We start from the raw sequence: 22,886 nt of genomic DNA, 5'->3' as shown, positions 1-22,886 counted from the left end.
ACCAGCGCTGCACGCTCTCGGCTCCGACCGTCGCACGTGCAGATGTACTGGCGATGAGGAGCGAGGTGGCTGCGGATCAATAAGCTGGCAACCGCTGAAATCCCGACCGGGGCTGCCTGTACGAGCCCCACCGACGTCGAGCGAGGCGCGCGCGAACTGGCGGCGCACGTGGAACGGTACGCCGGGCCGGTCGTCGACCGCATCCCAGTGCCCGATCCATCGGGGGAACCTCGCCACTAGCAGTCACCGATGCAGAAAGAAGCCCCGGCGTGCGACCACCAGGGCCCCTTGGGGGTATCGTCCCGCTGATCGCTCAGCTCGACGTGGTAGGGATATCCGATCAGGGTTGCTGTCGACGCACCGGTCCGGCTGACTCGCTACCACCGGATATAGGACAGAGCCGATAAACCGGCACCCCCAACCGTCATGTGCTTCCCGGTCTCTGCGGGCGGCCTTGAAACGTACTGCCGCAAACCGGTATTCGGCGGGAGGTACGCCCGACTGGGACTTGTGCCGCCGAGCGATACGTGGTGCGGTACACCTGGACTGTAGTAGATTCCGCTCATCGAGTTGAGGTCACAGGCGAACACTCTTGTGCGCCAGGAAGGTACGCCCCGGAATGACCCTCGATCAGCCCGACTCGGCCGAGTCCGAGGCCGTTCCGGCGGGCGCGGCCACGGCGGCCCGCGGCCGGGCCCGGCGGTGGCTCCGGCGGACGGTGATGGTTATTGCGGCTTCGACCGTCGCTGTCACGGCGTTCTCGTTCGGTTACAACGCGGCGACGCCGGATCGCGCCGCTGCGCCGATCGGCTCGGCGTACGTGCAGACGGGCGACATCTCTACCCGCTATCGGCAGTGGGGAGACAAAGGAACCCCGATCGTGCTGGTGCACGGCTTCATCGAATCGGCAGATACCTGGCAGTATGTGGCGGCACGCCTGGCTGCCGCCGGACACCGGGTCTACGCCCTGGACCTCGACGGCTTCGGCTACACGCACAGGGTCGGACCGTTCGACCTCGACCATCAGACCAGCCAGTTGCTGGAGTTCATCACGGCTCTGCACCTCGAGCGCCCGGTTGTGGTCGGGCACTCCAGCGGGGCGGCGATCGCCGCGGCGGCCACCTTGCGGAACCCACCGGCGGTCGGTGGCCTGATGTTCCTGGACGGCGATGCCCTGGCCACCGGCGCCGGCTCACGGTCCCCCTTGACCCACATGTTCATCGAGCCCTACCGGACGACACTGCTGCGACTGGCCGTGCGCTCGGACACTCTCGTGGAGACCGTGTATCGCAAAGCGTGTGGTCCGGGCTGCCCGAAGCTCGATGCGGCTGGTATCGACCAGTGGCGCCGCCCCCTTCAGGTTCCCGGCGCCGAGCCCGCCCTGTGGGCGATGCTCACCCTCGGTGTTCCCGGCCTTCCCGCGGCCCGACTCGCCGAGCTGGCGACGATGCCGCTGCCGAAATCGGTGGTATTCGGCGCCCAAGACTCTGTCTTCACCAGCAACGCCCCCACCCAGACCGCCGAACAGATCGGCGCCGGAACACCGACCGTGATCCCCGGCGCAGCCCATCTCACACCGGTCAACAGCCCCACACTCGTCGCCACCGCAATCCTGGCGCTCGCCGACAGGACAACCTCTGACCACCAATCTCCTGGCGGGCACTGACAGGCCGGAGATCAACCGGCATACAGCGTTCCATCTGATGCTACAAAGGCACTTCGAGTGGCGGACGGGAACATTTCAGGCTGCAAGAATCGTCGGCAGCGAGAGTGATTGCACCGCAATCGGTTTGGTGCGCCGACTTCTCACGCTGGCCGGTTCGGCGCATTGGTATCGGGGGCAGTGCGGCTCAGCCGGGAAGTTCGGTGACGCCGAGGGCGAAGTCCCAGTTACCCACGCCGTGGCGGGCGAGGCCCATCGTCACCACGCCCGCTCCTTCCAGCCAGTACGCCATTTTCAGGTCGCCGACGTCCAGCGGGCGCAGCCCGAGGCTCTCGATGAACGCCTCCACGTCTGCCTTGGCCTGCGCATCGTCGCCGGCGATGAAGACGGCGGGTCGGGCCTTCTCCAGAACATGGCGGAAGATCGTGTTGAATGCCTTCACCACGCTGGCGCCGGCCGGGGCCACCTTGGCGGCTTCCTGCGCGATCGAGGTGCCCTCGCCGTGGGCCAGCCCGTCGGCCGCGGAATTGAATGGGTTGCTGATGTCGACGATGACCTTGCCCGCGAGGGCGTCTCCGTAGTGGGCCACGACCGGAACGACGTTGGCGTACAACAGGGCCACGATGACGATGTCCCCGGTCGGAATGGCTCCCCACTCTCCCGTCGTGGCGCCGCCGCCGAGAGCCTTGGCCAGGTCAGCGGCTTTGGACCGATCGCGGCCCATGACCTCGACAGTGTTGCCGCCCGCCACCGCCAGCGCGCCGATGGTGCGCGCCATGTTCCCGGTGCCGATGATGCTGATGCTGCTCATGAGTTGTCCCATCTCGCCTGACGATCGGATAGGTTGACTGCTCTGGCTTTTTGGCGCTCAGATCGCCGCGGTGCCGCCGTCGACGGCCAGTTCCATCCCGTTCACATAACTCGAGTCGTCCGAGGCAAGGAACAACGCGACCGTCGCGATCTCCTCGGGGCGGCCCATCTCTCCTCGCGGGATCAGCAATTCGAACTGCCGCTTGGTCTCCTCGTCGAACAACTCCTCCTGCTTCGGCGTGGCGACCTGGCCGGGCATCAGCACATTCACCCGGATCCGCCTGTCCTTCAACTCGGACAACCACACGCGGGCGTAGGCCTGGAGCACAGCCTTGCTCGCCGCGTACACGCTCCACTCGGGATAGCCCTTGACCGACGCGTTCGACCCGGTCATGAAGATCGAGCCGCCGTCATTGAACAACGGCAGCGCCTTCTGCACTGTGAACAGCGTGCCGCGCGCGTTGAGCCCGAACGCGGTGTCGAAGTGCTCCTCGGTGATCTCGCCGAGCCTGCGCTGCTCGCCCGTTCCGGCACTTGCCCACAACACGTCGATCGTGCCCTTTTCCCGCTCGACCGTGTCGAACAGCCGGTCCAGATCCGCCAGGTCCGCCGAGTCGCCCTGCACGCCGGTCACGTTCCTGCCGATCAGCGTGACGGCTTCGTCCAGCGCTTCCTGCCGCCTGCCCGAGATGAAGACATGCGCGCCTTCCTCGACGAACAGCTTGGCGCCGGCCAGTGCCATGCCGCTTGTCGCGCCCGTGATCACCGCCACCTTGCCATCAAGTTTTCCCACGATCACTCCACCGTTCGAGTTATGTATACCGCTCTGTGTGCTTAACGTATCGAACAGTCGACAGGGGCGCAAGCTATGTACACCGTTCGTTACCCAATCGGCTAGACTCGGGCCATGACGGAGTTGGAGAAAGGCCCTCGAGGTCAGCGCCGCGGCAGGGGCGCGCGCGAGCGCATCCTCAACGCGTCACAACAACTGTTCCGCGAGCAAGGCATCAACCAGACCGGCATGGACCAGCTCTGCGCGGCGGCTCAGGTGTCGAAGCGAACGGCCTACCAGCACTTCGCAGGCAAGGACGAACTCGTCGCGGAATACCTGCGCCGATTCGATCCCGACGTCATGCCAGGAGTGTTCGACCGCACCGACCTCACGCCGCGCGAACGGCTCCTCGCGGCCTTCGAAGCGCCCGCGAACGCGACCGAGGACGACATCACGCCCCTGTGCCCGTTCATCGGAGCGTCCGTCGAAATCCAGGACCCGGACCACCCCGCACGCCGACGCGCACACGACTACAAGAAAGCCGTCGCCGCACGGCTCGCCGAGACCGCCCGCGAGGCCGGCGCCACCAACCCCGAACAGCTCGGCGAACAACTGGCGCTGCTGCTCGATGGCGCCTCGGCCCGCAATCGAGCTCTCAACGCCGAAACCTTCCCCACTGCCGCCGCCATCGCCGCGGTCCTCATCGACAACGCCGTCCCCACATCAGCCCAACAATGAGGGCGTGCCTGAAAGTTTGTGGGTAACCCTCGGTGTGACACGTAGGCTGGGAGTCATTTCCCTTCGGGCCCAGGGCTTTCACGGCAGTGACGGGTCTACGGTCGGCCGAGCCGACTGTGAACCGGCAGACGGACCGCACGACTGTCCCGTCTGATTGAAGATGAGACAGACGGCCGTCCCGAGTTGTCAGGTCTCGGTGGGTGGCGCGCTCATCGCTGCCGCCAGGAACGTGATCGCCCAGCGCTGGGTCGCCTCGCCCGCCACCGGGGACACGCAGGCCGGGGGGCATCGGTTGTAGACCTCGACGCGGTCCACGGCCGTTACGGCGAGGATGCCTCGCATCCGGAACCACAGCTCCTCCGGGGAAAGGCCGGGCAGTGCGCGTGCGAAGGCCGCCAGGTAGCGATCGCGGACAGTCTCCTCGGCCGGACCGGTCCAGTTGCGCATTTCCTCGGCCGGGTCGCCGAAGATCATCACGATCAGCCGGGATGTGCGGGCGCCGCCCTCGTCGCCGGCCGGTGTCTCGTCGAACAGCGGCCCCGCGAATGCCTCCACCAGCTCGGTCACCGTCGGGTCCGGGGGCCGGGCGAGCAGTCGGTCGAGCTCGGCGCACTGCGCGGCGTTGATGGGTTCGATCACGCGGCGAACGACCTGGGCCAGAAGTTCGGCCTTCGAACCGAAGTGGTACCCGACGGCGGCCAAGTTCGCTCCGGCAAGGTCGGTGATCGCGCGGACCGAGGTGCCGCGGAAACCGCGCTCGGCGAAGAGGCGTTCGGCCGCGTCGAGGATCTGGGTGCGGGTGTCCGGCGGCGCCATGTGTGCGTACTATACATATGTTTGAATCAAACGAACGTATGACTGAAACGAACGTATGAAAGAGAGTTGTCATGAGACTGCTCGTGTACGGTGCCGGGGTTCTCGGCAGCCTGTTCGCCGCCCGGATGCACGAGGCCGGACACGACGTCTCGCTCCTGGCCCGGGGCCAGCGCCTTGCCGCACTGCGTCGGCACGGCGTGCAACTCGCCGAGGGAAACAGCCCGCACGTCAGGCGAGTACCTGTTCCGGTGGTCGAGCACCCGGCCGGCGGGTACGACCTGATCGCCGTCGTCGTCCGCACCCATCAAGTGGACGCGGTGCTGGAGTCACTCTCCGGTATCGAAGGCGACGCGCTGTTCCTGCTCAACTGGGCGGCCGGCGCGGAGCCACTGGGCGCGGTGATCGGGTACGAGCGGGTGCTGCTCGGGTTCCTCACTGCCGGCGGCACGATGGACGGCGACGTGGTCCGCTATCGCGCGACCAATCTCATGACCCGCCTGCTCCCGATGCCGATCGGTGAACCCGACGGCCGAAACACCCTGCGACTGGAACGGATCGTGCGGGCGCTCGGTGCCGCCGGGATCAACGCCAAGGCCGAGCCCCGGATGGATGCCTGGCTCAAGACGCACGCCGCTTTCGCGGTGCCACTGGAGCAAGCGGTGCACGCGGCGGGCGGCCCGGTAGCGCTGGCCGATGATCCGGACGCGGTCCGCGGCATGATCCGCCTCATGCGGCAGCACCTGGCCGCCATGCCGACGCCGCCGGTCCCCCGCGGGTTCGTCGCGCTACAGACCCTGCCGGAGGGGCTGCTCATGGTCATGCTGCGGCGCTTCCTACGAAGCCCGACCGCCGCGCACAGCGGGCTCAACAGTGCGTCTCCTGCATCGATGGCCGAGCTCGAGCGGATGGCCGAACAGATGCGCGCCTATACCAGGGGCCGATAGACGGAGGCACTGCCGGACTCCCACCATCCGTCTCACGCAGATGAGGCAATTCGCCAGATACCCGATCGCTTACTCCGAATATTTTGCGTTGCAGTCGATCTCGCTACGCGGAACGCCCGCTCAGCGGCATCGTCGTGCAGTCAGCATGGCGTTCCGGTGGGGCGGGCGAAAATATCTGATGATCAGGCACTCACAGTGCGCTGATCGGACGTGTTGTCGGTGCCCGGGTGAACCATCACTTGTCGGAATTGGGGATCGCCTGACCGGGGCCGGGTGGGTCTGAGAGGGTCGCCACATGAAGATCGGTGTCGCACTTCCGCAGATGGCTCCCGGCTACGGACCGGGTACGACGCTCGACTGGGCCCGGCGAATCGACGCGGGCCCGTTCTCGAGCGTCTCCGTGGGCGAGCGGGTGACGTTCTCGAACCCGGAGATGGTCGCGACACTGGGCGCCTGCGCCGCGGTCACCAAGCGAGTGCAGGTCCTGGCGAACCTCTGGGTGCTCCCACAGCACCCGATGACAATGGTCGCCCAGCAGATCGGCACCCTCGACCAGCTCGCGAACGGCCGCCTCGAGATTGCCGTCGGCATCGGCGGTCGCGAGCACGACTACCGCGCTCTCGGCGCCGACTTCAAGCGACGGCACCAGCAGCTCGACGACAAGGTCGCCGAGCTGAAGTCACTGCTGGCCGGTGAGCCCCCGTTCGAGGGCGCGGACCGGTCGGACCGGCGTGCGTGCAGCCGGGTGGGCCGATCATCCTCGCCGGCGCGATGGGGCCGAAGGCGATGCGTCGGGCGGCGCGGTGGGCCGACGGCATCTCCAGCTTCAGCATCCCAGGCGACGCCGAGGAGATCGCCAAGGCAGGCGAGCTCGCCGACCGGTGCTGGGCCGAGACCGGTCGCAAAACGACCCCTCGCAAAGTCAGCGGCTGCTTCACCGCCTTGGGCGTCACCGATGCATCCGAGGCGCTGCACTCCTTCACCGCTCGCTACCTCGGCTTCCTCGGACCCGACCTGGCCGACACGGTCGCCGCGTCGACGCGGGCGTCGAGTCCCGAGGTGCTCGCCGGCATCCTCGACGGCGCGGAGCGGGCCGGATGCGACGAGTTCATCCTGGTCCCGGCCGTCACCGACCTGAACTTCCTCGAGGTTGCGTCCGAAGTGGTAGCCGCACGGCCTTGACGCTCGAAAAATCATGCTGAATGACAACAAGCACATCGGTACGCTCGGCAACGCGGACCGATTCCTTCCGCCGAATCTCTAGCCGCTCATCGGCTACTTAAGACTGGTGCCTGGGTCTGATCCCGGCCAGGATCGAGCCCAGGTACCCGGTGGGAGGCTCCCTGAGCGGCTGCCCGCCGATCGTTGGTGTGGCTCACTCATGGCTTGCCTCCCACCGGGTTACCGTGCGGGCGTGGCTGGAAAGGGGTTTGCCCTGGCTCGAAGTAGCGGTGCCTTCTCGCACGGACACCTGTTCGTTCGGACTCCGGGGTAGCGTGCTGTGCTGCCACCACAGCACATCTTGCGCGTGAATAGAGTGAGCCGCTCCTCCGTGAGACCGCGCTGTTGGATCTGGCGGACCTACAGCACAACGCCCGCGACGGCCTGCACATCGCCGCGCTGGCCAGCTCCTGGACCGCGTTCATCGCCGGATTCGGCGGGCTGCGTCACGACTCCCCCCAACTGGCCCGGCTCGCTTTCCGGCTGCACGACCGTCACCGCGCGCTCCACATCGAGATCACCCCGGGCCAAGCTCGATACGAGCTCCTGGCCGGCCCGCCGCTGACCCTCGAACACCACCGCAGGCCCTTCAACCTCGCACTCGGGGACACCGTCACCCACCCCATCCCGCCGCCGATCTCCGCACCCCGCCCGCACCGGCCATCCGGCCGAGAACCCAACCCGCGTAGCGACACCGCCTGATCGGGCTGATTCCGCTGGAGTTACGCGAGCAGATCACGGTTTCGGGCGATGTATCGTTCGACGGTTTGCGGGCTGTGGCCGGTGATGTCCTCGACGGTGGGGTCATGCGATCGTAGCGGCCGTCGCGGTGCAGCCGGCCATCGTGGAGATGTGGTCCTGTGTGTGCGAGTCCGCGTTGCCGACCCGGGACTGTTGGACACTCCCGAAGCTAGATTCCGAACCACTGCGCGAGCACTGGACGCAGTTCGCCCAATTCGTCAGGGTCGGGCCGGGGCTGCGAGGACGCCCACGCAACATATCCGTCGGGACGCATCAGTAGAGCCGTGGCGGGTATCGCACCGACCGGGCGTCCGGTGGCGACGGTGAGCCGATCTCCGCTATCGGTCACGGCGGCCGCGACCGTGCCGTCCGCGGTCAGGTCGGCGAGTAGCGGTCGTCCGTTCCGGGCGAGCTCTGCGACGCGGTGTGTTCCGCCGGTATCGGTCACCGCGAAGTCTGGCACCCAGTATCCGACGAGGGGATGCGCGTCGGCGCTGGTGACCGCAGGAACGTCTCTGCGCCGCCGCGATGGACCGATCGCCTTGGCGATTCTGCTTGTCTCGGCGAGGTCCGGTGCTGTGGGACTCGCCGGATAGCGGCTTCCGTCGAGCTCGAACCCGGTGACCTATCGTTGCTGGGCGGATCAGATGGAATTGCCTGCCACCCCGATGCGAGCCCGACCAGTGGAGGTGCCAGTTGGACGATATGTCACAGCCCGGAACCGGAATGGTGTTGGCCCACTTCATCGTTACCGACGATGTGGAGCGCTCTCGACGCTTCTACACCGAAGTGCTCGGCGGCCGGGAGGTTTTCTCCGCAGGCCCCGTCTACGTGGCACTGGCCAACAGTTTCATCATCATCAACACCGGTGGAGGCCCGACCGACGACAAGCCGACGGTCACCCTGGAAACACCGGGCGACCCGGACCGCGTCAGCAGCTTCCTCAATATCCGGGTCGAGGACATCCACGCGGTGTACACCGCGTGGAGCGCCCGCGGTGCTCGGTTCCTGACGCCACCGAAGCAGCACCAGTACGAGATCCGTTGCTATATACGCGATCCCGACGGTCACATCATCGAGGTTGGCCAAACGACCGACGCGAGCGGGGACTGGACGCCGTGGCTGTCCCCTGCCTCGCGGTCATGACGCCGGGCGCGTTCTACCGGCCGGTTGCCGGCCCGCAGTGATCCGGCCGTGGAGTGTGTTGAGCGCTGAGACGTCGCATTGAAGGACAGCACGAGATGCGCCACCGGTTATTGGGCCGAGGAATTCTCCCGGCCGGACAAGGCATTTACCGACGCGGGCCATGAATCGTCGCCTCACCTGCTTCACGAACGACGTGGATGCACGTGTAGGCGGCGCGGTTCATGAAAAATTTCGAAGCCATCGAGCAGACGGTGAGCGCGGCGTTGGAGAATGGGGGAGGTACGTCGCTCGGCGAGCGGATGCAGCGGTTCCTGCTCGCGGCGTGCGGTGAGCTCGAGCGGATCGGCGCGGCTCAGCTCGCCACCGAGCGTGGCGACGCGGTGCTGCGTCGCCAGTGGAACAACGCATCGACACCATCGTCTACCAGCGGCTCGACGAGCTTTTCCGGGACGGATATCGGCATGGACTGCTGTCGGCGCCGCCGGAGCTGCTCGGTGAGATCCCCCGCGGCGCGGTGGAACGGCTGCTCAACTCGCGGTTACCGCGCGAACTCGACTACACCGCAGCCGATCTGCTCCGCACGACCGTGGGCACCGTGCTCTACGGGGCGATCCGCCGCCGGCCGGGACAGGGAGGCGGACTGATGACCGAGACAACCGGCCGGGTGGCTCTGGTGACCGGGTCGAGCAGCGGGATCGGCGCGGCCACCGCGCGCCTGCTCGCGGCGCGTGGCATGCGCGTGGTGGTCAACTACCTGCACAGCGAGGCGGCAGCCGACGAGGTCGTGGCGGGCATCGACGCCGCGGGCGGTCAGGCCATGGCCTTACCGGCCGACGTGCGCGACGCGGCGGCCGTCGATACCCTGCTCGAACGCGTCCGGGCGACGTGGGGCGAGGTCGACGTACTCGTGCACAACGCGCTCACCCCCTACGCGATCAAATCGTTCCAGGACATGACCTGGGCAGAGCTGGGCGGCAAGCTCGACGATGAAATGCGCGCGGCCTTCATCGTCACCAAGGCCGTCCTGCCCGCGATGACCGAACAGGGCTGGGGACGACTGATCTATCTCGGCACCGGCCTGAGCCGCCGGCCCCGCGAGGGCATGATCGCACTGGGCACGGCCAAGGCCGCACTGACGCAATTCGCCCGATACCTCGCGCAGGAACTGGGCCCGGCGGGGATCACCGTCAACGTCGTCGAACCCGGTCCCGTAGCCGAGACCAGGATGTCGCAGGTACTCGACGAGGAGCAGACGCGACGGCAGATCGCCGCCACACCCCTGGGCCGACTGGCACGCCCGGCCGACGTCGCCCGCGCGGTCGCCTTCTACGCCGGCGAGGACAGCTCCTTCATCACCGGAACCACCACCGCGGTCAACGGCGGAATGGCCATGTACTGAGCGAAGGCTCGAAAGGAAGGCCATGCACACGATCGATCTCACCTTCGTCGGGCGCGGTCTGCACGAGGAACTGGTCGCCTACATCGCCGACCAGGAGGATTTCTACGCCGAGGAGAACGTGCACGTCGCGCTGCGGGACGGGTGCACCTGGGACGAGCAGCGGCTGCGTCGCGGCGCCACCATCGGGCTGGGCCGGGCACTGCTGTCCCGGCTGACCGACGGCATCGGATGGGTCGCGCTCACCGTCAACACCCAGCGCCCACTGTTCTGGTTCCTCGCCCGCCCGGACGTCGGCTCCCTGACCGATCTGGCCGGGCGACGACTCGCGGTACACGAACCACACACCGCGCCAGGATGTTTCGCTCGCATCGTCTTGCGCGGAGCGGGTCTCGATCCGGACCACGACGTGCACTGTGTCGTCCGGCCGCCCGGTGACTACGGCATGGACCTGCGTCGATTGCGCGAGGGCGAGATCGATGCGGCGTTCGTCGGCAGCACCATGGCACCGGAGGCGATTGCCGCCGAGTACGGCTGGCGGTTATTGGCCTGGGTCGGCGACCACTTCCAAATCCCCACCGTGGGCGTCGCCGTCGACCCCACCCGCACCGACCCGGACGCCCCCGCAGTCCACGCCGTCGTACGAGCCCACCGGCGCGCCCTGCGGGTCATCCACGACGACCCCGACACCACAGTGCGACACATCCACACGTTCCTCGGCCGGCACACCGTCGCCGAGGCCCGAATCCATTACCGGAGGTTCATCGCGCCGTTCTTCACAACCGATGGCCAAGCCGACCTCGCCGTGGGGAACAGTGCGATCACGGCGGTCGCGACCGAACTGGGCGTGCCCGCGACCGTCACCGCAGCCGAGTTCTACCGCACCACCCCTGATACGCCCGCCTGAGAACCTGACCGTGAAGAGATAGGCGCTCGCGCCGAGGAACTCCTCGATCAGCGCGTCCTGCACGGCGGCCGCCTCGGCCTCCTCGGTCATGTGCTGACCGGGGGCGGTGACACGTGCGACAGCGGCGCGAAGGTTCAGGATTCGGGCTGTTCGGCGACCCACCTGGCGATCTGTGCGCGCGAGGTGAATCCCAGTTTGGTCCGGATATGTTCGACGTGTCCCTCGGCGGTGCGCTGCGAGATTACGAGCTGGGTCGCGATCGCTCTGTTGGTCAGGCCGCGCGCGACGAGATCCGCGACCTGACGCTCACGTTTGGTCAGCTTCACTGCTTGAACAGGGACGGGTGCGTCTTCGGATCGCTCGCCCAACGCGAAGCCGACTGCGGCATCGACGCTCATCGCGGCGCCTTGTCGGTGGGCCGTCTCGAACGCGCTTTCGCCGAGTATCTCGCGGCTGTCGCGGGTGGATTCCTCGTGGTATACAACGAGATTCGCGAACATGAAGCTGACGCCGCCGACGATGCGGCTCAGCATATCGGCGGCGCCCAGTAGCACCGCAGCGCGCTGCACCTGGCGCTGCTCGATCGCGATCCACGCCAGTGCCTCCACACAGGCCGTGGGGACGAGCGGATCAGCGACCAGCTGGGCTGCTCGGATACTGTCCTGCAACAGGTGCGCGGCGCGGTCGGGTGCACCGTTTCGCCACACGGCAAATCCCATGCCCCACAACCCCCACGCGCGAAGCATCGTCTCTCCGGCGGATTCGGTGATCGCCACGTTTGTTTCGTGGCACGCGAGGGCGCGCGGCATATCTCCCTGTAGTGCGTATGCCCAGCCGAGCGAGATCCGGGCGTCCACCTGCAATCTGAGGTCATCGGTCAGCTCGTAGACCTCGAGAGCCGCGGCCAGGCGGGGAGCCGCGCGAGCCAGGTCGCCATCGCCGCCGCCGAGAATACAGTTCGTCTCGGCGTGCGCGAGCAGGGCCCTGACCAGTGGTTCGGCCGTCTGCTCGGCCAGGGTCTGGAACTGCCCCACATGATCGGCCGCGCCCGGGATGTCACCCTGCATGGCGGCTATCGTGCAGGCCGCGAGACGGGCCTTGGCTCGATCCACGGCCGGTGCATCGGGCGATCGGTCCAGCGCGCGCTCGTACCAGCGGCGGCCCTCGCTCAGGCGCCCGCGCAAGGTCCAGAACATGTACAGATCGGTGGCGATCCGCAACGCGCTCCCGTCCGATTCCGACAGGCTGAATTCCAACGCGTCTCGAACATTCGGCAGCTCTCGCTCCAAGCGGGCAACCCACTGCAACTGGTGCGGACCCACCCATTGCGCGTGTGCGGCGGCCGCCAACCGCCCGACCCAATCTCGGTGCCGCCGAACATATTCCAGGCAACCGCTACCCTCAGTGGCTTTATCCCTGCCGTATTCCTGGACGGTCTCGTACATCCGGAAGCGGATCGTGCCATCGGATTCGCCGCGGATCAGGATCGACTTGTCGACCAGTGCGGACAGCACATCGAGCAGTTCCGGCTCGGTCAGGTCGGCGCTGCACACCTGTTCGGCGGCGTCGAGTTCGAAACCTCCGGCGAACACCGACAGCTGATTCCACAGCCGCTGCTCGATCGGCGTGCACAGGTCATAACTCCAGCCGATGGACCACCGCAGGGTCTGCTGCCGCTTCGGGGCTCCACGGCTGCCGCGGGTCAGCAGGGCGTATCGGTCGTCGAGCCGGGCCAGGATCTGCTCGGGCGACATCGTCCGTAATCGGGCCGCGGCGAGCTCGATCGCCAGCGGCAGGCCGTCGAGGTGGGCGCAGATCCGGGCCACGCTGAGCCGGTTGCCGTCGGTGATCTCGAAGCCCGGCACGGCCGCGGCGGCGCGTTCGGCGAACAGGGCCACCGCGTCGTAGCGTGGCGCCGCCCGCGGCGTCGGCTTCTCGGGCGCATCGGGAATTGCCAAGGGCGGCACCGCGTACACAGCTTCCCCGCCCAAGCCCAGGGCCTCGCGGCTGGTCGCCAGAATCCGCAGCTGCGGGCAGGACCGCAGCAACACATCGGCCAGCTTCGTGACCGCATCGATCAGATGCTCGCAGTTGTCCAGCACCACCAGCGCAGCACGCGCGGCCAACCGCTCCGCCAGCACCTCGAGCATGGGCCTGAGGCTCTGGTTGCGCAGCCCGAGGGCCGCGGCCACGACGTCGGCCAGCAGTGTCGCATCCCGTAGATCACCCAGCTCGACCAGCCACCCGCCGTCGGCGAAATCGTCCTTCACCTTGTGCGCGACGCGCAGTGCGAGCCGGGTCTTGCCGACCCCGCCGATCCCGGTCAACGTCACCAGACGCGCCCCCTCCAGCAGGCTCTTCACCTCGGCGATCTGGATCCGCCGATCGACGAAGCTGGTCAGCTCCAGCGGCAGATTCCCGGTGCTGTTTCCCTCGATGCCGTGTCCCACCGTGGGCACCGACGCGTGGGGCGATGCGCGGTCGGCTCCTGGTTCGACGCGCAGGGCCATCTCGTCGAGGGCGAAACCATGATCGCGCTCCACCTGTCGCAGGTGTTCGCCCAGTTCCGCGGCGGTCGGGCGGTCGTGCGGATCGCGCGACATGGCCGCCTCGATCACCGCGCACACGTCGTCGGGCATGCCTCTGTCACGCAGATCGGGGACCGGCTGCTCGAGGATACGCAGAAATTGCGCGACCACCTGCTCACCGCTGCGGCGCTCGAACGCCGCATGGCCGGTCGAGGCGCAGAACAGGGTGGCTCCGAGCCCGTACACATCAGCGGCCCGGCTCGTCGCATCGCCGGCGAGTACCTCCGGGGCGGTGAACGCGGGCGAAGCGGTGACCGTGCCGGTCTCGGTCCGGAATCCCCCGTCGATGTGGGCGATCCCGAAGTCGGTCAGCGCGGGTTCGCCGTAGTCGGTGAGCAGGATATTTCCCGGCTTGATATCGCGGTGCAGCACGCCGGCCCGATGTGCTGTTTCCAGCGCGCCCGCGATCTTCACCCCGAAGTGCAGCACTTCAGGCAGCGGCAACGGGCCGTCGCGGCGGATGCGCGCCTCGAGAGAACCCCGTGCGTAGTACGGCATCACCAGGTAAGGCAGGCCGCGCGCGGTCTCACCGACCTCGAGCACGTCGACGATGTTGGGGTGCCCGGTCAGCCGCCCCATCGCGCGTTGCTCGCGCAGGAAACGCTCCCGATTCTCCTCGAGTCCGCAGGTGAGGACCTTCACCGCGACCATGCGGTCCACGCCGAGCTGGGTACAGCGATACACCTGGCCGAACCCGCCTCGGCCGATCTCTTCCGCATCCTCGAAACCAGCGGCAGTCAACTCCGTGATGACATCAATGCCGACATCACGCTGTGTCTGAAACGGATCGCTCTCAACCATCGGCTACTCATGACCCACCCAGCGGGTGGCAACCAGAATATCCCCGCAGTCCAGGGGCGGGCGCTGCGGCGGCGGGTATCGGCCTGGAAGACGCCTCGTGTTCGGTCGCCTCCAGGGCCTCACCCGGTCGGTCGCCCGGCCCATGGTGAACGACGGCGTCACCCACCAGTACCCACACCGCGGCGGCGCGGTCCCGGGCGAGGCGAAGCCGCCCAGCGTGCGTATTCGGGCAGATATCGACGACGAGGAACCCCGCGTCCCCGCTGCTGACACGGCACCCGCTCACGCCGGTAGCCAGTCCGGATTCGACGTCGGAGTTCATCTGCTTCTGCGGCGTTGTGCATAGGGTGTGGTCTTCCGGCAACCGGCCCGTCGATGATTTTCGGGGCCGTGCCGCGTATCGCTGATAGGTGTCCGCGGATAAACGAAATGGATCACTGGTGAAACTGACCGCGCAGATCTTCCTCACTCTCGATGGCGTCATGCAGGGCCCCGGAGCAGCCGCTGAAGACCCCAGCGATGGCTTCGATCGGGGCGGATGGCTGGTGCCACGACGCGACCCGGACATGGACCGTATCGTCGCGCAGTGGTATTCCCGCGCCGAGGCGATCCTCCTGGGACGCAACACATTTACTGCGATGCGCGGGTACTGGCCGCACGTCACCGACCCCGGCAACGCCATCGCGACAGCCTTGAACGGCCTGCCCAAATACGTCGTATCGCACACCATCGACACCCCAGGGTGGGACCACACCGCCGTGCTTGCCGACGATCCGCTCGCACAGATCACCGCCCTCGAACAGCGGCCCGGCGGCGAGCTTCAAGTGCACGGCAGCTGCCGGCTCGTGCAGGCCTTGCACAGTGCCGGGCTCATCGACGAGTACCGACTGGTGACGTTCCCCGTCTGCGTCGGAACAGGCAAGCGACTCTTCACCCCTGACGCACCGGCCACCGGCTTTCGCCTGGTCGATTCGGCCACCACCAGCGCCGGTGCCGTCTACACAGCCCTCACTCCAGAGCCTTTCACGACTGCGGACGTTGCCGTCACGGGAGGAAGAGAGCTGCGCTGATCCTTCCCATCAGCGAGACGCTGCAACCATGGCTTCGTGCCCCGATCTAACACGGCGAAGATCGCCGCCGCCCGACATCGTGGCGTGATGCGGATTCGTCATTGGATCGTGGCGGTCTGCGCGGCGACCGCCGTCCTCGGCGTGGCTCCGGTACAGACCGCGACCGCGGAACCCACGAGCTCGGGTCCGCCGATGGGATGGAACTCGTGGAACTCCGGAATCCCGTTGACCGAGGGCGATATCCGGGCCACGATCGACGCCCTGGTGAGTTCGGGAATGCGGGATGCGGGCTACCGCTATGTGAATCTCGACGCCGGGTGGGCGGCGGCCGCTCGCGATGCGGCCGGGGACCTGGTGGCCGACCCGCAGAGATTGCCCAGCGGAATCGCCGCGCTGGCGCGCTACGCGCACGATCGGGGGATGTTGCTGGGGCTGTACTCCAGCCCGTACAACGAAACCTGCGGCCAATCACTGCAGAACGCAAGCGCCGGGCACGAGAATCGGGACGCGCGGACATTCGCGGCCTGGGGCGTGGACTTCCTGAAATACGACTGGTGCCGCAACGACGACGACCTGACGGCTCAGGTGCGCGTGTTCACGGCGATGCGAGATGCGTTGCGCGCCACCGGCCGCCACATCCTCTACAGCATCAACCCGAACAGTTCCGCGGGACTGCATGCCGCGCAGGACTACGACTGGTCCCGTATCGCGGACCTGACTCGCAATGCCCACGATCTGTACCCGTTCTGGCACAACGGAACTCCGGTCGTAGCAATGAACGACTTCTCGTCCGAACAGTTCTTGGGCATCACCGATCAGCTGGCTGCTGCGACTCCCGTCGCAGCGCGCAGCCGTCCCGGCTACTGGAACGATCCCGACATGTTGGTCGTCGGCACCCAGTTGGCCGAATTCCTCGGCATGCACCCAGGCACGGTGCCCAGCGCGGTACTGAAGGCGCTGCCGCTGACTCTGCAACAACGGATCTCCGCCCGCGCGGCCGTCAAACAGGCGACATCGCTACTGACATTGACCCCGGAACAGATCGCGGCCCTGCGGGATCCGCAGTACAGCCTGACAACCGAGGAGCAGCGCACGCATTTCTCGCTGTGGGCCATGCTGGCCGCGCCCCTGATCGCGGGCAACGACCTGCGTGCGATGACCGAGCAGACCCGGTTGATACTCACCAACCGTGAAGTCATCGCCGTCGATCAGGACCCGGCATCGGTGCAGGGAACTTTCCTGCCTACCGACGACCATGTCATGGTCAAACCGCTCTCCGACGGCTCGGTTGCGGTCGCCCTGTACAACCCGGACGGCAGCCCTGCCGACATCAGCACCACGGCCACTGCGGCCGGACTGCCCGGCGCACAGTGCTATACGGTGCGCAACTTGTGGGCCCACACATCAACGACGACAACGGGCGCGATCAGCCATGTCGGCGTCGCGCCCCACGGCCTGGTGCTTCTGCGCCTGACGCCGAGGTGTGGTTGAGCCTGGGCCCAGGGGTGGAACGGCCGGTGGGGCCGACACGAACACCGCTGGAGAAACGCTGAGACATCGGATGCCGCAGCGGCATACCGACACGGTCAGGTCCCGGACCACCGGTAGAGGTGTTCGGGCCGACCGGCCGCCCCGTAACGCAGTGCGACCTGCACTGCCCCGGTGTCGTGCAGGAATTTCAAGTAGCGGCGGGCGGCAGCGTGACTGAATCCCACCCGTTCGGACAGTTCGCTCGCGGTGAGCCCGTCGGCGAGGGCGTGCACAGTGTCGGTGACATGGGTGAGTGTGGCCGCGGAAATGCCTTTGGGCAGGGATTGCTCACCGCTCGAGCGCAGTCTGCCGTACAGCCGATCGATGTCGCCCTGCGCCGGCGCTCGCATGCGATCGAGTTGTGCGCGGGCGGCGGCGTAGCTGTCGAGTCGCTCCCGGAAGGTCCGGAAAGTGAAGGGCTTCACCACATAATGCACGACCCCCAGATGCATCGCCGAGCGCAGCACATCCACGTCCTTGGCCGAGGTGATCGCGATGACATCGACCGGCGCGCTCGAGCCGCGCAGCCGCCGCAGCACCTCGAGGCCGTCCAGGTCGGGCAGGTACATGTCCAGCAGCAACAGTTCGGGTTGCTGCGACTGCACTGCCCGCAAGGCGGCCGCGCCGGAGGTGGCTTCGCCGATCACTTCGAATCCTTCGACGCGCTCGGTGAATTGGCGGTGTACCGATACGGCCATCGGGTCGTCGTCGACCACCAGTGTCCGGATCACGACTGGACCGCCTGCGCCGTGGCCCGTCCGGTCAGTGGGATCATCACCGTGAACAGTGCACCGGCGGCATTGGACACCCTGATCCGCCCGCCGCGCCGCCGGACCTCCTGCCCTGCCAGCGCCAGCCCGAGGCCGCGGCGGCGGCCGTCCCGGGCAGCCTTGGTGGTGAAGCCGTGCCGGAAGATCTCCTCGGTCAGCGATTCGTCCACCCCTGGTCCCGAGTCGTGCACTGTGATCGTCAATTCTGTTGCGGCAGTGGTGATCGCAACCTCCACCCGGCCTCCGGTCGCTGCGTGTACCACCGATTCCACCGCGTTGTCGATCAGGTTGCCGAGCACGGTCACCAGCCCCTCCGGGTTGTCCAGGTCGCCAGGGATTTCCCCTGTGGTCGTCACCACCAGCTCGACGCCGCGCTCAGCGGCGACGGCTACCTTGCCCAGTAGCAACGCCGACAGGATCGGTTCGCTCACCCCGTCGACCAGCCGCGCGGCCAGTTGCTGGTTCTGCGCGGACGCGCGGTTGACGACCTCCACCGCGTCGTCGTAGCGGCCCAGCTCGATCAGCCCGGCGATGACGTGCAACCGATTCGCGAACTCGTGTTCCTGCGCGCGCAAAGCGTTGGCGAGGGTGCGGGTGTCATCGAGTTCGCGCAGCAGCGCCTCGAGTTCGGTGCGATCACGCAACGTGATCACCGCACCGATCCGGCGCCCGCGCACCTCGACCGCCATATGGTTGACGACCAGAATGCGATGTCCGAACAGGACGATCTCGTCCCGGCCGGGCACCCGGCCGATCAGCACGTCACGCACCCGCCCCTCGGGGGCTACTTCGACGAGCGAGCGCCCGACCACGTGCTCGCGGTCCAGGTCGAGCAGCCGCTGCGCCTCATCGTTGACCAGGGTGATGCAGCCGTCCAGGTCGAGGGTGATGACCCCCTCGGCAATGCTGTGCAGCATCGCCTCGCGTTGTTCCAGCATCGCGGTGATCTCCGCGGGTTCGAGCCCGTAGGTCTGACGTTTGATCCGGCGGGCCAGCAGCAGAGTGCCCACGACGGACAACGCCAGCGCCAGCAACGGGGGCACGAAGGTCGACGGCAGCCGGGATTGCAACTCGGTTCCCACCTTCTTCTCCAGCGTGCCGACCGAAACCATGCCGATGACCCGGCCAGCGGCATCCCGAACCGGCACCTTCGCCCGCATCGATCGCCCCAGCGAACCGTGCTGCACCCCAACGTAAGAGCCGCCGGACAACACCGCAGCCGGATTCTCCCCCGGATCGTGCAACAGCGAGGTGCCGATCAGCGCGGGGTCGGGATGTGAGTACCGCACACCCTGCAGATCGGTGACCACCACGAAGGTGGCACCGGTGGCTTGGCGCACCGACTCGACGACCGGCGCGATCGTCCGCGCCACGTCCGGGGTGGTGAATCCCGCCAGCACCGTCGGATCGGTGGCGACCGAATGCGCGATACGCAGCGAATTCTCACCGGCCTGATGGTCCAGGTCCGTACGAATCTCCCGATAGGACAGCACAGCATCGGCAATAGCAGAAATGAATAGGATACCCAGCAGTAGAACCAGCACTTGGGTGGACAAACGCAAGCTCCGACACCGGTATGTGAGGGGCGTCACGCGCGAATGGTAGCGCATATTTCTCGACGGCTTCGTGAGCTTTATATGCAGAAATGCTCGTAATGACAGTAAAGGCGCGGTCACTGTCGGAAATATCGACGTGACGGCGGTCATAGCCGATGGTCATCTGCATCGAACTCACCACAATTCGAGGAGACGACCACCGATGTCCGCCCCGAACGGTCCAGCGGCCGCCCCGCCGACTGCCGGCGCCCATGATTCCCGCATAGAGCTGTCCGGGGTCACCAAGAGATTCACCAGTCCGACCGGGACTGCGTTCACCGCGCTGCGCGAGGTGGAGATCACCGTCGAACCCGGCCGGTTCTGCGCGATCGTGGGACCCACCGGATGTGGTAAGTCGACCACGCTGACCCTGGTGTCCGGACTCGACCGGCCCACGACCGGCGCCGTGCTGGTGGGCGGACGCCCGGTCGAAGGCATCCGTCCCGGAACGGGTTTCATGTTCCAAGCCGATGCCCAGCTGCCGTGGAAGAGCGTGCTGGACAACGTCGCACTGGGGCCGCGGTTCCACGGAGTATCCAAGCGGCAGTCCCACACCCGTGCGCGGGCCTGGTTACGCCGAGTCGGACTGGCAGGCTTCGAGGACCATTACCCGCACCAGCTCTCCGGTGGTATGCGCAAGCGAGTCAGCCTGGCCGCGGCACTGATCAACGAGCCCTCGCTGCTGCTGATGGATGAGCCCTTCGGCGCCCTGGATGTGCAGACCAAAGCCATCATGTCCAACGAGCTGCTACAGCTGTGGGAGCAGACCCGCCCCACCGTCCTGTTCATCACCCACGACCTCGAGGAAGCGATCGCGCTGGCCGACGTCGTTGTGGTCATGACCGCCCGCCCGGGAACCGTCAAGGCCAGCTTCACGATCGACCTGCCCCGACCCCGCGGCGCGGTCCAGGAGATCCGCTTCCAGCCGCGGTTTCTCGAACTGCACGAACAGATCTGGCAGTCGTTACGAGAAGAGGTCGAGCAGGCCTACTCGCAATCCACGGCGGGAGCACGAGCATGACCGTGAAATCCGAATCCATGGCGGCGGTGAATTCGATGCAGACCGAAATCCGGCGTGTGCCCGAGGACAGCGATATCGCCGCTGCGGCCCGACGGAAGCGATGGCAGCGCAAGATCTGGGTGAACCTCGTGCGGATCGCCGTGGCCGTCGTGGTGATCGGCGGCTGGCAGTTGCTGACCGGCTGGAAAGTGATCGACCCGTTCTTCTTCGGCCGTCCCAGCGGCATCGTGTCCACGCTGGCCGACTGGGTCCAGCACGGCACCCAGTACGGGTCGGTGTGGCAGCAGATCTGGATCACCATGAAGGAAGCACTGCTGGGCTTCGTCTACGGCACGGTCGGCGGCGTGGTGACCGGGGTGCTGCTCGGGCAGTTCCGATTCCTCGCCGATGTCGCGGGCCCGTACATCAAGGTGCTCAATTCGATGCCCCGCATCGTGCTGGGCTCGATCTTCGTGGTGTGGCTGGGGCTGGGCACCGCGTCGAAGGTGATGCTCGCAGCAGTGCTGGTGTTCTTCGTGGTCTTCTTCAACGCCTTCCAGGGCGTGCGCGAGGTGGACCGCAACCTGCTGGCCAACGTCCGAGTGCTGGGCGCCTCGCGCTGGGACATCACCCGGCACGTGATCCTGCCCTCGGCCCTCACCTGGATCATCGCGAGTTTGCATGTGGCCTTCGGGTTTTCGGTGATCGGCGCGATCGTCGGCGAATTCCTCGGCGCCCAGCACGGCCTGGGACTGGTGATCTCCACCGCGCAGAACAACTTCGAACCCAACGGCGTGTTCGCGGCCATGGTCATCATCGGCGCGATCGCACTGACCGCGGAATTCATCATCACCCGCCTGGAGAAGCGACTGCTGGCCTGGCGGCCCGCCGCGCCCTCCGAGCAGGCCGCGGGCTAGCGCCGCACTCCTTCGACATCCCTTGCCCCGCAACTCTCGACGAGGAGAAACACCAATGCAGCGCACCCTGATCGCCCGGCTCATCGGGACCGCGATCGCCGCGGGTCTGACGGTGGCCCTGACCGCCTGTGGCGGCAGCAGCCATTCCAGCGGCCTGCCCACCGTGACCATGATGGTCGGCGGTATCGACAAACAGATCTACCTGCCGTATCAGCTGGCCGAAGGGCTCGGCTACTACCAGAAATACGGCGTCGACATGCAGTTGAGCACCGAGCAACAGGGCGGAGTCGGTGCCGAGGAGGCGATGGCTTCCGGGCAGGCCGACATGGCCGGTGCCTGGTACGAGCACACGATCGAGTTCCAGCAGTCCGGCAAGGACGTCATCAGCGTCGCCCAGCTCTCGGGCGCGCCCGGGGAACGCGAGATGTGCGCCAACAACGCGAACGTACAGACACCCGCGGACTGGAAGGGCAAAAGCGTCGGGGTCACCGACCCCGGTTCCGGCACCGACGATCTGACCCGTTATCTGGCTGCGCGCCAACAGCTCACGACCCAGGACTTCAGCCGAATCGGCGTAGGCGAAGGCAGCACCCTGATTTCGGCGCTGCAGCGCGGCCGGATCAGCTGTGCGATGACCACGCAGCCGACCGTGGCCGCGATCGAGAAGAAGAACCTCGGCTACTCCGCCATCGACCTCGCCAGCACCGACGGCGCACAGAAGTGGCTCGGCGGGGTCTACCCGGCAGCGGGAGTTCTGGCCCAGGCGAGCTGGGTGAACTCACACAAAGACCTGGTTCAGAAGGTCGTCGACGCGCTGGTGGCCACCATGCACTACATCCACACCCACTCCGCGGCCGACATCGCCGCGCACATGCCGCCGAAATTCGTCTCCAACTCCCTGATCACCAAAGACGACTACATCAAGGCTCTGGACCAGGACAAAGGCCAGTTCCTGCCCGACGGCATGATGCCCGCCGGCGCTCCGCAGACCGCGCTGACGATCGATCAGCAGGCAGGAAAGATCAAACAGCAGATCGATCTCGCCAAGACCTACACCGATCAGTACGTCATCGAGGCGAACAAGACCATCGGTAGCGGAGGCTAGCGACCGGACCCGATGAGGGGCGTACGACGGGCGGAGCGACAACTCCGCCCGTCGTACGTATCCATCTGGGGCACAAGCAAACTCGGATCCATGAGCCTGCTTCCCGCGCAGTCCCGAACCCGGCCCGGCCGGCCGGGCACAGCCGACCTCGAATTGGGCGCTGATCTCTCAGCCACGTCTCAGCGCGGCTCGGGCACACTACAGTGTGACAGCATCCGATGCGCCGCATGTGCGGTGAGAAGCGAGTGGAGGCCATGACACAGGCCCGTGACCGCGCCACCGAGTACAAGTTGCCACAGATCACGATCATGTTCTGGGTACTCAAGATCGCAGCCACCACCCTGGGTGAGACCGGT

Annotated in this window: 20 protein-coding genes and 1 pseudogene; 14 read left to right on the top strand and 7 right to left on the bottom strand. The window is 66.8% G+C overall.

All coding sequences use genetic code 11. From position 1 onward, the window contains the following. The first annotated feature begins 619 nt into the window (after nt 1-619). Nucleotides 620-1,666 carry an alpha/beta fold hydrolase gene (locus tag ON40_RS48110; protein WP_051193032.1) on the top strand — a complete coding sequence of 349 codons (1,047 nt, stop codon included), beginning with the start codon at nt 620-622 and terminating at the stop codon, nt 1,664-1,666. Between the two features lie 184 nt (nt 1,667-1,850). Here the strand turns inward: ON40_RS48110 and ON40_RS12525 are convergent, their stop codons facing one another. Continuing rightward, nucleotides 1,851-2,474 (bottom strand): NADPH-dependent F420 reductase, encoded by a 624-nt coding sequence (locus ON40_RS12525; RefSeq protein WP_040822427.1) that lies wholly within the window; start codon nt 2,472-2,474, stop codon nt 1,851-1,853. Between the two features lie 57 nt (nt 2,475-2,531). After that, nucleotides 2,532-3,266, bottom strand: coding sequence for an SDR family NAD(P)-dependent oxidoreductase (locus tag ON40_RS12520; RefSeq protein WP_040822425.1), 735 nt, complete (start codon nt 3,264-3,266; stop codon nt 2,532-2,534). A 114-nt stretch (nt 3,267-3,380) separates the two neighbouring features. On the opposite strand from ON40_RS12520, the gene ON40_RS12515 reads away from it, so the two are divergent. Next, nucleotides 3,381-3,983 (top strand): TetR/AcrR family transcriptional regulator, encoded by a 603-nt coding sequence (locus ON40_RS12515; RefSeq protein ID WP_040822029.1) that lies wholly within the window; start codon nt 3,381-3,383, stop codon nt 3,981-3,983. 186 nt (nt 3,984-4,169) lie between these two features. On the opposite strand, the gene ON40_RS12510 is transcribed toward ON40_RS12515, so the two are convergent. Continuing rightward, nucleotides 4,170-4,799, bottom strand: coding sequence for a TetR/AcrR family transcriptional regulator (locus ON40_RS12510; RefSeq protein ID WP_040822028.1), 630 nt, complete (start codon nt 4,797-4,799; stop codon nt 4,170-4,172). 71 nt (nt 4,800-4,870) lie between these two features. Here ON40_RS12510 and ON40_RS12505 point away from each other — a divergent pair, with 71 nt between their 5' ends. From ON40_RS12505 to ON40_RS12495, 4 genes and pseudogenes are all read left to right on the top strand, one after another. Continuing rightward, entirely contained in the window at nt 4,871-5,743 is an 873-nt protein-coding gene (locus tag ON40_RS12505) for a ketopantoate reductase family protein (protein WP_040822026.1), read from the top strand. Between the two features lie 295 nt (nt 5,744-6,038). Further along, nucleotides 6,039-6,407 (top strand): annotated as a pseudogene (locus ON40_RS55470) (LLM class flavin-dependent oxidoreductase); the annotation flags it as partial. Nucleotides 6,408-6,478: 71 nt separating this feature from the next. After that, a complete protein-coding gene (locus ON40_RS55465; RefSeq protein WP_281033027.1) occupies nt 6,479-6,925 on the top strand; it encodes an LLM class flavin-dependent oxidoreductase in 447 nt (148 codons plus the stop codon). Between the two features lie 384 nt (nt 6,926-7,309). Continuing rightward, nucleotides 7,310-7,666 carry a glycosyl hydrolase family 65 domain-containing protein gene (locus tag ON40_RS12495; RefSeq protein WP_040822024.1) on the top strand — a complete coding sequence of 119 codons (357 nt, stop codon included), beginning with the start codon at nt 7,310-7,312 and terminating at the stop codon, nt 7,664-7,666. 208 nt (nt 7,667-7,874) lie between these two features. On the opposite strand, the gene ON40_RS12490 is transcribed toward ON40_RS12495, so the two are convergent. Then, on the bottom strand, nt 7,875-8,243 hold the full coding sequence (locus ON40_RS12490; protein WP_373281900.1) for an aromatic-ring hydroxylase C-terminal domain-containing protein: 369 nt from the start codon (nt 8,241-8,243) through the stop codon (nt 7,875-7,877). A 167-nt stretch (nt 8,244-8,410) separates the two neighbouring features. Here ON40_RS12490 and ON40_RS12485 point away from each other — a divergent pair, with 167 nt between their 5' ends. The 3 genes from ON40_RS12485 (at nt 8,411) to ON40_RS12475 (ending at nt 11,154) form a co-directional block, all read left to right on the top strand. Next, the gene (locus ON40_RS12485) at nt 8,411-8,851 is read left to right on the top strand and encodes a VOC family protein (RefSeq protein WP_051193031.1); all 441 of its coding nucleotides are present in this window, start codon (nt 8,411-8,413) and stop codon (nt 8,849-8,851) included. A gap of 394 nt (nt 8,852-9,245) precedes the next feature. Then, nucleotides 9,246-10,250: an SDR family NAD(P)-dependent oxidoreductase gene (locus tag ON40_RS12480; RefSeq protein ID WP_245567776.1), complete on the top strand. Its 1,005-nt coding sequence runs from the start codon at nt 9,246-9,248 to the stop codon at nt 10,248-10,250. A 22-nt stretch (nt 10,251-10,272) separates the two neighbouring features. Beyond that, a complete protein-coding gene (locus tag ON40_RS12475; protein ID WP_040822020.1) occupies nt 10,273-11,154 on the top strand; it encodes an ABC transporter substrate-binding protein in 882 nt (293 codons plus the stop codon). Between the two features lie 134 nt (nt 11,155-11,288). Here ON40_RS12475 and ON40_RS12470 read toward each other — a convergent pair whose 3' ends face one another. After that, entirely contained in the window at nt 11,289-14,543 is a 3,255-nt protein-coding gene (locus ON40_RS12470; protein ID WP_040822019.1) for a protein kinase domain-containing protein, read from the bottom strand. Nucleotides 14,544-14,983: 440 nt separating this feature from the next. Here ON40_RS12470 and ON40_RS12460 point away from each other — a divergent pair, with 440 nt between their 5' ends. Both ON40_RS12460 and ON40_RS48105 read left to right on the top strand, forming a co-directional pair. Next, nucleotides 14,984-15,613 (top strand): dihydrofolate reductase family protein, encoded by a 630-nt coding sequence (locus ON40_RS12460; protein WP_040822418.1) that lies wholly within the window; start codon nt 14,984-14,986, stop codon nt 15,611-15,613. Nucleotides 15,614-15,700: 87 nt separating this feature from the next. Then, complete coding sequence (locus ON40_RS48105) at nt 15,701-17,104, top strand: glycoside hydrolase family 27 protein (protein ID WP_051193030.1); 1,404 nt, start codon at nt 15,701-15,703, stop codon at nt 17,102-17,104. Nucleotides 17,105-17,199: 95 nt separating this feature from the next. Here ON40_RS48105 and ON40_RS12450 read toward each other — a convergent pair whose 3' ends face one another. Beyond that, nucleotides 17,200-17,874: a response regulator gene (locus ON40_RS12450; RefSeq protein ID WP_040822015.1), complete on the bottom strand. Its 675-nt coding sequence runs from the start codon at nt 17,872-17,874 to the stop codon at nt 17,200-17,202. Further along, the gene (locus ON40_RS12445; protein ID WP_051193029.1) at nt 17,871-19,406 is read right to left on the bottom strand and encodes an ATP-binding protein; all 1,536 of its coding nucleotides are present in this window, start codon (nt 19,404-19,406) and stop codon (nt 17,871-17,873) included. Before ON40_RS12445 ends, ON40_RS12450 begins: the two co-directional genes overlap by 4 nt. A gap of 265 nt (nt 19,407-19,671) precedes the next feature. Here ON40_RS12445 and ON40_RS12440 point away from each other — a divergent pair, with 265 nt between their 5' ends. From ON40_RS12440 to ON40_RS12430, 3 genes are read left to right on the top strand one after another with little or no spacing between them, the layout of a single operon-like run. After that, nucleotides 19,672-20,529, top strand: coding sequence for an ABC transporter ATP-binding protein (locus ON40_RS12440; protein ID WP_051193028.1), 858 nt, complete (start codon nt 19,672-19,674; stop codon nt 20,527-20,529). Next, the gene (locus ON40_RS12435; protein ID WP_083895599.1) at nt 20,526-21,425 is read left to right on the top strand and encodes an ABC transporter permease; all 900 of its coding nucleotides are present in this window, start codon (nt 20,526-20,528) and stop codon (nt 21,423-21,425) included. The genes ON40_RS12440 and ON40_RS12435 overlap by 4 nt, the downstream gene beginning before the upstream one ends. 55 nt (nt 21,426-21,480) lie before the next feature. Further along, nucleotides 21,481-22,530, top strand: a complete 1,050-nt coding sequence (locus ON40_RS12430) for an ABC transporter substrate-binding protein (protein WP_040822013.1) — start codon at nt 21,481-21,483, stop codon at nt 22,528-22,530. Nucleotides 22,531-22,886 lie beyond the last annotated feature (356 nt).

It is taken from the genome of Nocardia jiangxiensis NBRC 101359 (assembly GCF_000308615.1).
Classification (GTDB): Bacteria; Actinomycetota; Actinomycetes; order Mycobacteriales; family Mycobacteriaceae; genus Nocardia; species Nocardia jiangxiensis.
Note: the sequence above shows the minus strand (reverse complement) of the source record. Positions and strands in the feature narration are given on the sequence as shown.